General features: G+C 62.3%; 13 protein-coding genes. 5 read left to right on the top strand and 8 right to left on the bottom strand.

Annotation, left to right across the window (positions count from 1 at the left end):
* Positions 1-3: 3 nt before the first annotated feature.
* A complete protein-coding gene (gene msrB, locus HPQ62_RS06440; protein ID WP_174801946.1) occupies positions 4-417 on the top strand; it encodes a peptide-methionine (R)-S-oxide reductase MsrB in 414 nt (137 codons plus the stop codon).
* A gap of 332 nt (positions 418-749) precedes the next feature.
* Here the strand turns inward: msrB and HPQ62_RS06435 are convergent, their stop codons facing one another.
* Both HPQ62_RS06435 and HPQ62_RS06430 read right to left on the bottom strand, forming a co-directional pair.
* The gene (locus HPQ62_RS06435) at positions 750-2,021 is read right to left on the bottom strand and encodes a PleD family two-component system response regulator (RefSeq protein WP_174801697.1); all 1,272 of its coding nucleotides are present in this window, start codon (positions 2,019-2,021) and stop codon (positions 750-752) included.
* 13 nt (positions 2,022-2,034) lie between these two features.
* Positions 2,035-2,406: a response regulator gene (locus HPQ62_RS06430; protein WP_174801696.1), complete on the bottom strand. Its 372-nt coding sequence runs from the start codon at positions 2,404-2,406 to the stop codon at positions 2,035-2,037.
* A 128-nt stretch (positions 2,407-2,534) separates the two neighbouring features.
* Here HPQ62_RS06430 and HPQ62_RS06425 point away from each other — a divergent pair, with 128 nt between their 5' ends.
* From HPQ62_RS06425 to HPQ62_RS06415, 3 genes are all read left to right on the top strand, one after another.
* Entirely contained in the window at positions 2,535-2,831 is a 297-nt protein-coding gene (locus HPQ62_RS06425; protein ID WP_174801695.1) for a DUF3572 family protein, read from the top strand.
* A complete protein-coding gene (locus tag HPQ62_RS06420; protein ID WP_174801694.1) occupies positions 2,828-3,481 on the top strand; it encodes a hypothetical protein in 654 nt (217 codons plus the stop codon). Before HPQ62_RS06425 ends, HPQ62_RS06420 begins: the two co-directional genes overlap by 4 nt.
* Before the next feature lie 87 nt (positions 3,482-3,568).
* Positions 3,569-4,861 carry a DNA polymerase IV gene (locus tag HPQ62_RS06415; RefSeq protein ID WP_244629579.1) on the top strand — a complete coding sequence of 431 codons (1,293 nt, stop codon included), beginning with the start codon at positions 3,569-3,571 and terminating at the stop codon, positions 4,859-4,861.
* Positions 4,862-5,226: 365 nt separating this feature from the next.
* Here HPQ62_RS06415 and xsc read toward each other — a convergent pair whose 3' ends face one another.
* From xsc to HPQ62_RS06385, 6 genes are all read right to left on the bottom strand, one after another.
* Positions 5,227-7,008, bottom strand: a complete 1,782-nt coding sequence (gene xsc, locus HPQ62_RS06410; protein WP_174801692.1) for a sulfoacetaldehyde acetyltransferase — start codon at positions 7,006-7,008, stop codon at positions 5,227-5,229.
* 12 nt (positions 7,009-7,020) lie between these two features.
* Positions 7,021-8,412: an NAD(P)/FAD-dependent oxidoreductase gene (locus tag HPQ62_RS06405; protein WP_174801691.1), complete on the bottom strand. Its 1,392-nt coding sequence runs from the start codon at positions 8,410-8,412 to the stop codon at positions 7,021-7,023.
* A 7-nt stretch (positions 8,413-8,419) separates the two neighbouring features.
* Positions 8,420-8,818, bottom strand: a complete 399-nt coding sequence (locus HPQ62_RS06400; protein ID WP_174801690.1) for a nuclear transport factor 2 family protein — start codon at positions 8,816-8,818, stop codon at positions 8,420-8,422.
* A 16-nt stretch (positions 8,819-8,834) separates the two neighbouring features.
* Positions 8,835-10,175, bottom strand: a complete 1,341-nt coding sequence (locus HPQ62_RS06395; protein ID WP_174801945.1) for a TRAP transporter large permease — start codon at positions 10,173-10,175, stop codon at positions 8,835-8,837.
* Positions 10,175-10,732: a TRAP transporter small permease gene (locus HPQ62_RS06390; RefSeq protein ID WP_174801689.1), complete on the bottom strand. Its 558-nt coding sequence runs from the start codon at positions 10,730-10,732 to the stop codon at positions 10,175-10,177. The genes HPQ62_RS06395 and HPQ62_RS06390 overlap by 1 nt, the downstream gene beginning before the upstream one ends.
* Before the next feature lie 230 nt (positions 10,733-10,962).
* Entirely contained in the window at positions 10,963-11,964 is a 1,002-nt protein-coding gene (locus HPQ62_RS06385) for a TRAP transporter substrate-binding protein (RefSeq protein ID WP_174801688.1), read from the bottom strand.
* 122 nt (positions 11,965-12,086) lie between these two features.
* Here HPQ62_RS06385 and pdxR point away from each other — a divergent pair, with 122 nt between their 5' ends.
* The gene (gene pdxR, locus HPQ62_RS06380) at positions 12,087-13,565 is read left to right on the top strand and encodes a MocR-like pyridoxine biosynthesis transcription factor PdxR (protein WP_174801687.1); all 1,479 of its coding nucleotides are present in this window, start codon (positions 12,087-12,089) and stop codon (positions 13,563-13,565) included.
* Positions 13,566-13,658 lie beyond the last annotated feature (93 nt).

The following is a 13,658-nucleotide window of genomic DNA, read 5'->3' as shown; positions in this document are numbered from 1 at the left end:
ACTTTGACAGACAGCAATAAACAGAAAAATCAGGTAACCGAAGCCGAATGGCGCGACAAATTGACGCCCGAGCAATACCACATCATGCGCGAACATGGCACGGAGCGTCCGTTTACGGGTCCGTACTGGGACAGTTTCGAGATCGGAACCTATTACTGCGCGGCGTGCAATGAGCCGCTGTTCCGCTCGGACACCAAGTTTGATGCAGGCTGCGGCTGGCCGAGCTTCTTCGAAGCCGTCAGCGAAAACGCCGTCACCGAACACCGCGATGCCACCCATGGCATGGTGCGCACCGAAATCCGCTGCGCCAATTGCGGCGGTCATCTCGGCCACGTCTTTCCGGACGGTCCGAAGCCGACGGGGCTTCGCTACTGCATGAACGGCCATTCCATGCACTTCGTGCCGGACGAATCCTGAACGTCTGAACTGAAGGGTGGATCGAGCGCAGCGAAGCCTGCAAAATCCGCATTGGCAAGCGCTAACATAAGAGCGGCCGGTTGACGGCAAGGGCACGAGGAAGCCCGCAAGCCATCAACCGGCCGACCCCACGAGACCAGGAGATGCGGCGGACCTGAGCATCATGGGGCAACTGCTTGACGCAGTTTCAGTAACTTTGAACGCACACTGAAAATAATCAACTTATTTCCACTGTTCGAACAGAAATCAGTCTATTTTATGGTTAATTTCGGCGTTCTTTCAGAAAAAACACTATAAAGCGGCAAAAAAACTGGCGTCCTTTGACGGCGGTTTTAGCCCACTTCCATCAGCGCTGACTTAAATACAGGAATGTCATCACCACGCGCCGAGCCCAGCAGTCCGGCGCGCGCGCGCTCGTCGGCAATCTGGCGCCAGCTTGCGTCGAGCATCGCATGCAACGCGTGGATGGCATGCTCGGCATCATCCTTGCCGCGATCGGGATAGAGAATCGCAAACAGGCCGGCTTCGACGTGACTTGCCGCCTCACGGCCCTGCAGATGATAGCGGATCAGGGCCGCCACGGCGCCGGCACTCTCATCGGCAACCGTTTCCGGCACGCGCAGCACGCCCATGTAAAGCGGCTCGCCCGCCTCGCTTGCTTCACGCTTCAAAGCATTGAGCGCCCGGGCAAAGCCGTCGGGAGCAAGCAGGCCATTGCTTTCTTCTTCCGAGGACATTTCCTCTGTAGCAATGTCGATGCCGACGCCGAGGGTTGCGAGGAACCGCTTGCGGCGCAGATGCAGAAGCGACCTGAGAACCAGTTCACCCGTCTCTCCCGGCCAATCCATGCAATCGTCCGCAGCGCGGGCCGCTTCACCTGAAACCAGGGAAAGGCCGCCCTGCTCGGACAGCGCGAAGAGCGGCACGAACCGCATGCCCGGCACGCAGCGGAGCTGGCCGCAGATCCGCATCGCATCGGAAAGCTCTGATCCACCATGCACCAGAACGAGATCGAATCGCTGGCTCGCAGACAGATAAAGCGCTTCCTGGAGGTCCCCCGTGGCAATCGTGGTCGTCAGCGACAACATGGATTTCAGGATATCCTGCCGGAGCGCGGCATCTTCCGCCACCACCAGCACCTTCACGCTGTCATCCGGCACCGGATCGGCATGCGTGCGGCTTGCCGTCCGCTCCCACGAGCCAGCCTCCTTTTGAAGCGCAAAAAACCGCAGCAGCGCGGAAATGCGCGCGGCCGCCGCATTCAGATTATGCTCCAGGCCGATCACGTCGTCAGCGCCGGCCCGAAGGGCGGCGAGCCTCAGCGCGGCATCGGCCTTTTCAGGCGTGATGATCGCGACAGGGGCGGCAATGCCCGAATCATGTTCCTTCAGGATCCCGCAGCATGACAGCGCCGGCCCTGCATCCTCGTCATCGACCGCAACCAGAATGAGGCTTGCGGCATTGACCGCCGCCATCATGCCGTCGCTGTCGGAAAAATCCGCCTGATAGAAACCGACCGGCCACGAGCTCAGCATCGCCGTCAGCGTGTGGGCCACAGCCCCCTCGCCGCCGATCAGAACGATGCTTTCTTCGCCGAAGCTCATTACGTTCGTTTCCTCAGGCATCGCCCAGATAAGTCTTCACGGTCTTGATGAAATGTGGAACCGAGACGGGCTTGGAAAGATAGGCATCGCACCCGGCATCGCGGATCCGCTCCTCGTCGCCGCGCATGGCAAAGGCCGTGATCGCGATGATCGGTATCTTGGCCAATTCGCTGTCGGCTTTCAAGCTGCGGGCGATATCGATGCCCGAGCGTTCCGGCAGCTGGATATCCATCAGGATCAGCCCCGGCCGGTAACGCCGCGCCAGTTCCACCGCATCCGCACCCGTGCGGCTTTCCACCGCCTCATAGCCCGATGCCTCAACCAGATCGCGAAACAGCTTCATATTCAAATCGTTATCTTCGACAATCAGAACCTGTTTCGCCATATGACGCAATCCCCTGGCACCGGCACACTGGTCCGGCTTGCAACACGCCGGTGAAACGCTAGAATCGGTCTCACCCTGCGCATCACTGATCGACTTTAGGCCGATTTGGTTAAGAAACGGAAATCCACGTGCAAAAATTTGAAGAGCCTTCGGAAAATTCCTCGCCCGAGCATCAGCTGGCAATCGAAATCCTGGTGTGGCTTGCTGGCGAACCGGAGCTTCTGAGCCGGTTTTCGGCGCTGACCGGCGTCGATGTCGGCGAGTTGCGCGCGCTTTCTGAAAGCCCCGGTTTCGAACAGGCGATGATCGGCTTCATCGCCGGACACGAACCGACGCTGATGGCCTTCTGCCATGATTGCAACGTGAAACCGGAAACCATCAACCGCGCCTGGCAGAAGCTCGACTATGACGGACAGCGCGCGTGAGTACGCGCATCGATCAGGACAATGCAGGCCTGAAAATCGGGGACCGGCCGCTGGTCGTCGTGGATGTCGATGAGGTGGTGCTGCAATTCCTCGAGCCGTTCAAGGCGTTTCTAAAAGCCAATGACCACGAGTTGGTGCTGAGGACCTTCAGTCTCAACGGCAATGTCACGTCGCTCGAAACCGGCGCTGCAATCCCTGATTCGGGCGTCGGCGCCTTCCTGTCTGCATTCTACGATGCCCAGGAGGACTGGCAGCACCCCTTCGAAACCGCACGCGAAACGCTGGAGGGCATCAGCGAGATTGCCGACGTGCTGCTTCTCACCGCCATGCCGCCGCAGCATCGCGATGCCCGCCGGCGGCTTCTTGCCCGCCACGGCTTCCGCTTTCCGCTGATCGCATCGGAAGAGCCCAAGGGCGAGGTCCTCAGATCGCTTTGCGCCAGGCACCCGCCGGCCCTGATCTTTGTGGACGACATGCTCTACAACTGCCGCTCTGTCTCCGAATGTCTTCCAGGCGCGCTGACCATCAACCTGCTGATCAACGAGGATTACCGCGCCATGGCGCCGAAAACCGAGGCGCCATCGGTGGTAGCAACCGGCTGGAACCATGCGGATCAGCTCATCCGCCGCCACATTGCCGAAAACGGTTGATGACGGCATAGGGCCGGCTTGCCAGAGGTCCGGCGCGGCGTTAGTTTCGGCTGTTCAACTTTTGTTCCGATCGCCATGGCCGACACGATGCCACATCTGGATGCCTTGTGCCGTGATTGCCTGAACGGCGTTTCCGGCGATGCCCGCCGCTGCCGTCACTGCGGCAGCCCGCGCCTGCTGCGCCACAGCGAGCTCAATACGCTTTCCATGGCCCATATCGATTGCGACGCATTTTACGCCGCGATCGAGAAGCGCGACAATCCGGAGCTTGCAGACAAGCCAGTGATCATTGGCGGCGGCAAGCGCGGCGTGGTCTCGACCGCCTGCTACATCGCCCGCATCAGCGGCGTGAAATCGGCGATGCCGATGTTCAAGGCGCTGGAAGCCTGCCCCGACGCCGTGGTGATCCGGCCCAACATGGAAAAATATGTCGCGGTCGGCCGTCAGCTCCGCGCCATGATGCTGGAGCTGACGCCGCTGGTCGAGCCGCTTTCCATCGACGAGGCCTTTCTCGATCTGGCGGGCACAGAAAGGCTGCACAAGGCAAGCCCCGCGCTCACGCTGGCGCGCTTTGCCCGCCGGGTCGAGGGCGAGCTTGGCATCACCATTTCCATCGGCCTCTCCTACTGCAAGTTCCTGGCGAAGATTGCCTCGGACTTTCAAAAGCCGCGCGGCTTTTCGGTCATTGGCGAGGCGGAGGCCATGGGCTTCCTGGCGGACAAGCCGGTCAGCATGATCTGGGGCGTCGGCAAGGCGTTCACCGAAACGCTGAAGCGCGACGGCATCACCACGATCGGCCAATTCCAGAAGATGGAGAAGAACGATTTGCTGCGCCGCTACGGCGTCATCGGGCCGCGGCTCTACCACCTTGCCCGCGGCGAGGACACCCGCAGCGTCAAGCCGGAGCGCGAGGCGAAGAGCATTTCCAACGAGACCACGTTCAACACCGATATCGCCGATCTCGAGGCGCTGAGCGCGATCCTCAGGCGGCTCAGCGAAAAGACCGCCGGACGGGCCAAGGCGGCGGGTGTGGCGGGCCACACCGTGGTCCTGAAATTGAAGACCGCCGACTTCAAGACCCGCACCCGCAACCGGCACCTGAGCGCACCGACCCAGCTTGCCGACCGGATATTTTCCAACGGGCTGGATCTCTTGAAGAGTGAAACGGACGGTACCCGATACCGGCTGATCGGGATCGGCATTGCGGATCTTTGCGATCCCGCAACGGCCGATCCGCCGGACCTCGTCGATCCGGGCGCCGCCAAACGCGCCGCCGCCGAAGGCGCCATTGACCGGCTGCGCGGCAAGTTCGGTCTTGCCGCAGTGGAGACCGGCTACACGTTCAGGCCGGACCGGCCGAAATCGGGCGGACGGGATTGATTTTGCGCGTCGTCGCGTTCTTTGCGAAACGGAATGGAAGTTCGTCTCGCAGCAGCCACCGCGCGAAATTTCCGCAGTCTCAATCTCCCCCTTGAGGGGGGAGATTGCGTTTATTGACGAACCTGTCATCAAGTTCTGTGTCATCCTCGTGCTTGACACGAGGATCCAGGCCGCATGGCAAGCACTCGCAGCAGAGCTTGATGAATTCAATCGCTTCAACCGCCTGGATGCTCGGATCAAGTCCGAGCATGACACCGGTGGGTGAACTTGGAGCGCGCGAAAAATTCTGAAGCTCTGGCTTTGTCAGTAGTCTCAATCTCCCCCTCGAGGGGGAGACCGTTTTCTGCCTGGCCTCAGCCTGCCGCTCAGGCCGCACCCTTCTGCGGGCGCATGTCGCCGGCGTCGATGCCAGCGACGACGACCGGCTTCTTCATGGCGTCGCGGCGGAAGGGTTCGCCGAGTTCCTGGTTGAGCAGCACCTCGATGAAGGTCGTTTCCTTGTGGGACAGCTGCCGCTCGACCGCGGTTGAAAGCGCCTCCGTCAGTTCCTGCTGGCTGCGCACCTGAACGCCGTTCGCGCCGCAGGCCTTCGCGATTGCCGCGTAGGACGTATCGCGGTCGAGCTCGGTGCCGACGAAATTATTGTCGTACCAGAGCGTCGTGTTGCGCTTTTCCGCACCCCACTGATAGTTGCGGAAGATCACCATGGTGATCGCCGGCCAGTGTTCTCGACCGCATGCGGTCATCTCGTTCATGGAGATGCCGAACGCGCCGTCGCCGGCAAAGCCGATCACCGGCGTATCCGGATTGCCGATCTTGGCGCCGAGGATCGCCGGGAAACCGTAGCCGCACGGACCGAACAGGCCGGGCGCCAGATATTTCCGGCCCTTTTCGAAGGTCGGATAGGCATTGCCGATCGCACAATTGTTGCCGATGTCGGACGAGACGATCGCCTCCTGCGGCACCGCCTGCATGATTGCGCGCCATGCCTGACGCGGCGACATCAGATCGGCATCGCGTTCGCGCGCGCCGGAATTCCATTCCGTGCCCGGATCGTCGTCCTCGTGGTCGAGGCTGGTCAGCTCCTGCGCCCAGCGCGACTTGGTCTGCGAGACGAGATGCTTGCGGTCCGCACGCCCGGCATCGCCCGCATCTGCGGAAAGCTGGGCCAGAATGCCGCGCGCCACCTTGCCCGCATCGCCCTGAATGCCGACGGTCACCTTCTTGGTGAGGCCGATGCGCGAGGCGTTGATGTCGACCTGGATGATCTTCGCATCCTTCGGCCAGTAGTCGATACCGTAACCCGGCAGCGTCGAGAACGGATTGAGACGGGTGCCGAGCGCCAGCACCACATCGGCCTTGGCAATGATCTCCATGCCGGCTTTCGAGCCGTTATAGCCGAGCGGGCCCATGGCGAGCGGATGGGAACCGGGGAAGCTGTCATTGTGCTGGTAGTTGGAGCAGACCGGCGCATCGAGCCGTTCTGCAAGCTGGATCAGGTCCGGGATCGCGCCGGACAGCACCACGCCCGCGCCCGACAGGATCACCGGGAATTTCGCTTCCGAAAGAAGCTTTGCGGCTTGCGCCACCGCCTGCTCGCCGCCCGCCGGGCGTTCGAAGGCAACCACCTGCGGCAGATCAACGTCGATCACCTGGGTCCACATGTCGCGCGGAATGTTCATCTGCGCAGGCGCGGAATTGCGCCACGCTTCCATGATCACCCGGTTCAGCACTTCGGGAATGCGCGACGCGTCGCGGACCTCTTCCTGATAGCAGACGCAATCGGCAAAGAGCCGCATCTGCTCCATTTCCTGGAAACCGCCCTGGCCGATGGTCTTGTTGGCGGCCTGCGGCGTGACGAGAAGCAGCGGCGTGTGGTTCCAGTAGGCAGTCTTCACCGGGGTCACGAAGCCGGTGACGCCGGGACCGTTCTGGGCGATCGCCATCGACATCTTGCCGGTCGAGCGGGTGAAGCCGTCGGCCATCAGGCCGGCATTGGTTTCGTGGGCGCAGTCCCAGAAGGTGATTCCGGCTTTCGGAAACAGGTCGCTGACCGGCATCATGGCCGAGCCGATAATGCCGAATGCGTGTTCGATGCCATGCATCTGCAGCACTTTGACGAATGCTTCCTCGGTGGTCATTTTCATGGTTTGTGGTCCTTACGTCCGTTCGTCACGATAGTGATAGAGTTGATAGAGGCCCCATTGGCCGAGCCGGCGGAAGGGCGTTTTCCAGCCCTCGTGTTTCAGTTCATTGCCGTAGATCGGCAGGTCCGGGATCGGTTCGCCAGCGACGAGCTGCGCCATGCGGCGGCCGGCCATCGCCGAATACATCACCCCGTTGCCGCCATAGCCGAGCGCGTAAAAGGCGCCGGGCAGATCCGGCATGCCGGTGATGCGCGGCATCATGTCGTGCGACACGTCCACCCAACCCCACCAGCTATAGTCAAGCTCGACATCGCCGAGCGCCGGGAACTTGCGGCCGATCGCATCGCGAAGCCCTTTCAGATGCGCCGGGTTGGCGGCGTCGCGGCCAGTGATCGCAGCGCGCGAACCGATCTGCAGCCGGTTGTCGGGCAGCAGGCGGTAGTAGTTGCGCAGCGTCCGCGTATCGGTCAGCGGCGACAGCTTCCTGATGCCGATCGCCTTCAGTTCATCCTCGTTCAGCACGCGGGTGACGACGCTGTTGGACATGATCGGCAGGAGCCGGTCCTTGACGCGGGGGTGCAGGCTGCGGGGCGCATAGGCAGCGGTTGCCACCGCCACCCGCTTTGTCCGCACCACGCCGCGCGGCGTCTTCAGGTGATGGAAGCCATCCCGGTATTCCCAGCCCTCCACCGGGCTGTCGACATGAACCTTCGCGCCAAGTTCGCGGGCGACGCGGAGATAGCCGAAGGCAAGCTTGGCAGCGTGAATGCCGGTGCCATCCGGCTCCCACATCGCGCCATGGGCTTCCATGTCGCGGGCAACCGTTTCATGCACTTCCTCGCGGCTCAGCATACGCGCGCCATAGCCGAACTTGTCGTTGAGCACCTTCGTCTCGGCTTCGAGAGCAGGCATGGCGGAAGCCTTGTGGGCAATATAGTAGTGCCCGCCATCCTGCGGCTCGCAGGCGATCTGATGGTCGCGGATCAGGCCACGAAACAGATCGAAGGCCTCGACGATCTCGTCATGGAGCGCGCGCGCCGTCGGCAGGTCCCAGCGCTCGATCCACTGGCTGCGCTTGAGGCGACCGGAACTGATCTGCGCCTGCCCGCCATTGCGGGTGGAGCAGCCATAGGCAACGCCGTTCGCCTCCAGCACGGTCGCCTTGATGCCGTGCATCTTGGCAAGGTGGATCGCGGCGGACAGCCCGGTATAGCCGGAACCGATCACCACCGCCTCCGCCTCCATGTCAGCAGTCACCGGTCCGTCATCGTCCGGAAACGCGCCCGCCGTGCCGATCCAGTAGGTCGGCGCATAATCGCTGCCCGGCCCGAGCGTGCGGGCCGTCAGCGGATCGTAATGTGGATCGAATGGCTTTGAGCCCAAACGCTTTTCGTTGACCTGCATGATGGCCTCACTTGGCTGGTATCGCAGGGCGCTGCTTGCGGATCGCCTGCTTCTCGACAATCTTGCCGTCACGGATCCGAAACAGGTCAACGCCCTGCACTTCGGTGCGCGAACCATCGGGATTGGTGGCACGGAAGGTCCACTGGCTGACGCCGCGGCTGCCGTCCTCGGACATGAAATGGCTGTGATCGGCCCACTCTACGTCCGGCATCGCCGTCCAAACGCCCTCGAAAGCCTTGGCGATCGCCGCCTTGCCCTCGATCCGGTTGCCGTATTCATGGTCGCCGGCCACGGTGAAGAACACGCAGTCCTCGGCAAAATGCGTCATCACGCCATCGATATCGTGCCGGTTGAAGGCATCGAACGTGTCTTTCAGATCGGCGGCGGTAAGCGTAGTTTTCGTCATGGGGAAGTTTCCTTGCCTAGTAGCCCATCATCCGCGGCAACCACAAAGAGATGGCCGGGAAGCAGGCGATGATGAAGATTGCGATGACCGAGGCGATCGCGAACGGGATCGCGCGCAGGCTGATCCGCTCGATCGATATCCCGGAAATGCCGGACGCGATGAACAGGTTCTCGCCAAGCGGCGGGGTCTGGAAGCCGACGGACAGCGTGCAGATCATGACGATGCCGAACTGGATCGGATCGATGCCCATCATGTAGGCGACCGGCAGCATGACCGGGACCAGGATCATGATCGCGGCGAGCGTTTCCATGAACATGCCGATGATCAGCAACAGACCAATGACCATGGCCCAGATCACATAGAGGTTGTCCGTGAGCGACAGGATACCACCGGCGATCACGCCAGGCACATCATTTTCGACGAGGATCCGACCGAAGATCGTGGCTGCAAACAGCACCAGCAGCACGCGCCCCGCAAGCCAGGTAGTGGTGTCGAGCGCCTTGATCACCATCCGGACATCGAGTTCGCGGTAGATCACCGCGCCGACGAACAGCGTGTAGAAGATCGCGACGATCGCAGCTTCGGTCGGCGTGAAAAAGCCCGAATAGATGCCGCCGAGGATGACCACCGGAGCAAGCAGCGCCCAGAAGCCGTGATAGGCAGCGCTCGCGACGCGGCGCAGCGAGAACGGCGCGTCCGATCCGTGGAAGCCGCGAATGCGGCAGCGGATATAGTTCATGGCCAGAAGTCCGCCCGCCATCACCACGCCCGGCAGGACGCCGGCGATGAACAGCTTGGAGATCGACACCGACTGGAACACGCCATGGGCCTCGATCGCCTCCGGCGGCGGCTGCATGCCCATGGCCGAAATGCCGAAGATCACCATCGGGATCGAGGGCGGAATGATGATGCCGAGGCCGCCGGCCGCCGCCGTGACGGATGCCGCATAGCCGGGACCATAGCCCTGACGCGCCATCGCCGGGATCATCAGCATGCCGACCGCCGCGGTCGTCGCAGGGCCAGAGCCCGAAATCGCGCCGAAGAACAGGCAGGCCATGATGGTGGCAGCCCCAAGCCCGCCGGTGAACGGACCGGCCAGGCTTTCGGCGAAGGCGATCAGGCGCCGGGAAAGGCCGGCCGCCTCCATCAGCGCGCCCGCCAGAATGAAGGAGGGCAGCGCCATCAGCGGGAACGACCCCACGGACGACCACGCCATCTGCACCATCTTGATCGGGTTGTCGCCGAGATAGAGCATGGCGGCAAGCGAGGCGACGCCGAGCGCCACGGTGATCGGCGCGCCGAGAACCAGAAGCAGCAGGAAGGCGCCAAACAGGATTTCGATCAGAAAGCCGTCCATCACGCATGCCTCTTGTCAAAGGCGCGCTGCTCGTCGGCGGCGAATTCCATCGCAGCCTCGACGCTGACCTTGTCGGGGTCTTCGGGATCGATCCCCATCACGAGTTTCATGTAGTTGACCTGGAGAATGCGCAGCGTCATCAGCGTGAAGGCGATCGGCAGCGCGAGGTAGATGTAGCGCATCTCCCATCCGAGCGTCTGGGCCTTCACGAACGGCTTCAGCCGGCCTATGAACTCGATCGATTCCACGATGAACACGATGTTGAACGCGATCCAGAACGCATCGCCGACCGCTTCGACAATTCGCGCCTTCTTGCGCGGCAAGGCGTTGAGGTGAAAGGTGACGCGGTTGTGGGCGGCAATGCGCGCGGCATAGGATGCGCCGAAATAGGCAAACCAGACGAACAGGATGACCGACAGCTCTTCGATCCATGTGATCGAGAAGCCGAACAGCTGGCGGGCGACGATCTGCACGAACAAGAGCGTCACGAACACGGCCAGCAGCACGCGGCAGACATGGCTTTCGAACCTGTCGGCAAATGACCAGAACGCGGACATGTGAACCTCGGGAGGATTGGCGTGGAAGGCGAAGGATTGGATGGGGTGCGGCGCACGAGAGCGTCGCTTGTTATGGCGCATCCCCTCTCCTTGCGTCACCCTCGGGCTTGACCCGAGGGTCCAGGCAACGCATTCCGAGTGGCCTGGATGCTCGGGTCAAGCCCGAGCATGACGCGGAGAGGGAGGCGGGACTTGGCAGCGACGAACACCGCGCAGCGCCCCCAACCCCATTACTTCGCCGGTTCGCGGCCGAGTGCGTTCAGCACGTTGTCGAGCACGTCCTTGCCGCCAATCTGATCGTAGAACTTCGGCCAGACGGCCGTCGTCGCCAGCTCGATGAATTCCTTCTCGCCATCGGCCGGATCGGTGATCTCCATGCCGCGGCTGACGAGTTCTTCACGGATCTTGGCTTCCTCGGCCTTCAGGAATTCGGAAGACGCTTTGGTCGCGGCTTCGCCGGCGGCCAGAACCTGCTGCTGCTCTTCTTCCGACAGGCTTTCAAACAGCGCCTCGGAAACGATCAGCGGCTCGATCGAGAAGATGTAGTGCAGGTTGGTGATGTATTTCTGCACTTCATCGAACTTCATCGCATAGACGGTCATGTAGGGGTTATCCTGACCATCGACGACCTTCTGCTGAAGCGCCGCGAAGGTTTCGCCCCAGGCCATCGGCGTCGGGTTCACGCCCCAGCTCTTGTAGGTCTCGATCATGATCTCGTTCTTGGGAACGCGGATCACGAGGCCCTGAAGATCGTCTACGGTCGAAACCGGCTTCTTGGAATTGGTCAGCACCCGGAAGCCGGAATAGGCCCAGCCGATGATCCGCACGCCGGCGTCCTCGATGGTCTGTTCGATCATCTCCTGGCCGATCTCGCCCTGGGTCAGCGTTTCGGCGTCTTCCTGGCTGAGGATCACGTAAGGCAGCGTCAGCGTGCCGACGGAAGGCGAGAACGGGGTGATGTTGTTGATGGCGAGGATCGAGAAGTCGAGCGTCCCGGTCGCAGCTGCCGTCACCGTGTCCTGCTCGTCGCCGAGCTGGCCGTTCAGGAACAGCTTGCCGGTCATTTCGCCGCCGGACTGCTCTTCAAGCGCTGCGATGAAAGCATTGCCAAGCGCTTCCTGCGTGCCGCCTGCGCCATCGCCGACAGCGATGCGATATTCGGTCGCGGCAGCCGGCAGGCTGATCGCGAAGGCCGCCACGGCGCCGGTCACAAAACGGGTAAGAATGGTCATGAGTAGTTCCCCTGGGTTTCGGTAGAGAAGCCGCATTTGCGTGTGCGGTCGTTTGACGATCGGCAAGATTGCAGCAAGCGCGGTTTCGCGATATGTCCAGATGGAAGCTTAGTTAGGTCCAGATGAAGAGCACGATCTCCGCCGAGAGCATTTTCCTGCGCCAGGCAGATGCGCCCACATTGCAGGGCCAGCTCGCGGCAGCGCTGGTGCGCGCCATTCTGGAAGGGCGCACCAGCCCCGGCACCCGGCTGCCCTCCAGCCGCAAGCTTGCCGAGGCGCTTGGCATTTCGCGCATGACCGTAACGCTGGTCTATCAGGAGCTCGTCGGCCAGGGTTATCTCGCGACCTTGCCACGGTCGGGCGTTGCCGTCGCCGACACGGCGCCCCACAGGAAGCTGAGACTTTCGGAGGTTAAGACCGAGCCCGGCACACTGCACTGGAACGACTGGCTCTCCGCTGAACAATCACCGCGACGGGTCATCCGCAAGCCGGCCGACTGGCGCAGCTATCGCTACCCCTTCATCTACGGCCAGCCCGATGCCCGGCTTTTCGACCACCATGCCTGGCGCGATTGCGCACGCCGCGCGCTCGGCACCCGCGATTTCGCCGACCTTTCCGCCGACCGCTACGGCGCCGATGACCCGCTGCTCATCGATTACATCTGCTCCAACACGCTCCCCCGCCGCGGCATTCATGCGCGACCGGATGAAGTGCTGGTGACCCTGGGCGCGCAGAACGCGCTCTATCTCGTGGTCGAACTCCTGTGCCGTGCCGACAGGCTGGCGGTAACGGAGGAACCGGGCTATCCCGATATCGCGGAAACGCTGCGCCGCTCACGCAGCCCGACCGCCTTCCTGCCCGTGGACAAATTCGGCCTCGATCCCGAAAGCCTGCCCGAAAATACCAGGCTCGTCATGATCACGCCGAGCCATCATATTCCGACCGGCTCCACCATGCCGCTCTCGCGCAGACAGGATCTTCTGAACCGGGCAGCGGCGCAGGATTTCGTGATCGTGGAAGATGACTATGATTTCGAGATGTCCTATCTCGGTCCGTCCGCGCCTGCGCTCAAATCGCTCGATGCCAAGGGTCGCGTTCTCTATATCGGCAGCTTTTCCAAGTCGCTGTTTCCCGGTCTTCGGATCGGATATCTCGTTGCGCCGGCGCCGCTGATCGCCAAGGCGCGGGCGCTCCGCGCCATGATCCTGCGCCATCCGCCGGGCCACCTTCAGCGCATGACCGCCTATTTCCTGGCGCTCGGCCATTACGATGCGCATATCGTGCGGCTGCGCGGCGCGCTGGTGAAGCGGCGGGCGGCGCTGGAACAGGCGCTAGCGAAAACCTGCCTGACGCTTGAAAGCGCTGCCGTCGCGGGTGGCGCCAGCGTCTGGCTGAAAGGCCCGGACGGGCTCGACAGCGCGGCTTTGGCCGAACGGCTGAAGGCCGATGGCGTGCTGATCGAGCCGGGCGCCGTGTTCTTTGAAACCCCGCCCGATCCCTGCCCGCTGTTCAGACTCGGCTATGGCTCGATCGATTCGGACGACATTCCGCGCGGGATCGCGCTGATCGATGCCGCCGTGAAAGCGGCGATGAACGGCTGAAATTTACCGGAACCGCGGAACCAATCACGCGAAAATCGGTTCCGGTCTTGACTTTGCGCGTGGCAGCAGCCGCTATCCCTGCGCATTCGCATG

It is taken from the genome of Martelella limonii (genome assembly GCF_013344475.1).
GTDB lineage: Bacteria > Pseudomonadota > Alphaproteobacteria > Rhizobiales > Rhizobiaceae > Martelella > Martelella limonii.
This window is presented reverse-complemented; position numbering and strand designations above follow the sequence as displayed.

Bases quoted from the DNA above. Each gene is read 5' to 3' on its own strand.
- HPQ62_RS06385 (WP_174801688.1), bottom strand. From the start codon at position 11,964: ATGACCATTCTTACCCGTTTTGTGACCGGCGCCGTGGCGGCCTTCGCG.
- HPQ62_RS06390 (WP_174801689.1), bottom strand. From the start codon at position 10,732: ATGTCCGCGTTCTGGTCATTTGCCGACAGGTTCGAAAGCCATGTCTGC.
- HPQ62_RS06435 (WP_174801697.1), bottom strand. From the start codon at position 2,021: ATGAGCTTCGGCGAAGAAAGCATCGTTCTGATCGGCGGCGAGGGGGCT.
- HPQ62_RS06430 (WP_174801696.1), bottom strand. From the start codon at position 2,406: ATGGCGAAACAGGTTCTGATTGTCGAAGATAACGATTTGAATATGAAG.
- HPQ62_RS06400 (WP_174801690.1), bottom strand. From the start codon at position 8,818: ATGACGAAAACTACGCTTACCGCCGCCGATCTGAAAGACACGTTCGAT.
- xsc (WP_174801692.1), bottom strand. From the start codon at position 7,008: ATGAAAATGACCACCGAGGAAGCATTCGTCAAAGTGCTGCAGATGCAT.
- HPQ62_RS06415 (WP_244629579.1), top strand. From the start codon at position 3,569: ATGCCACATCTGGATGCCTTGTGCCGTGATTGCCTGAACGGCGTTTCC.
- HPQ62_RS06405 (WP_174801691.1), bottom strand. From the start codon at position 8,412: ATGCAGGTCAACGAAAAGCGTTTGGGCTCAAAGCCATTCGATCCACAT.
- pdxR (WP_174801687.1), top strand. From the start codon at position 12,087: ATGAAGAGCACGATCTCCGCCGAGAGCATTTTCCTGCGCCAGGCAGAT.
- HPQ62_RS06395 (WP_174801945.1), bottom strand. From the start codon at position 10,175: ATGGACGGCTTTCTGATCGAAATCCTGTTTGGCGCCTTCCTGCTGCTT.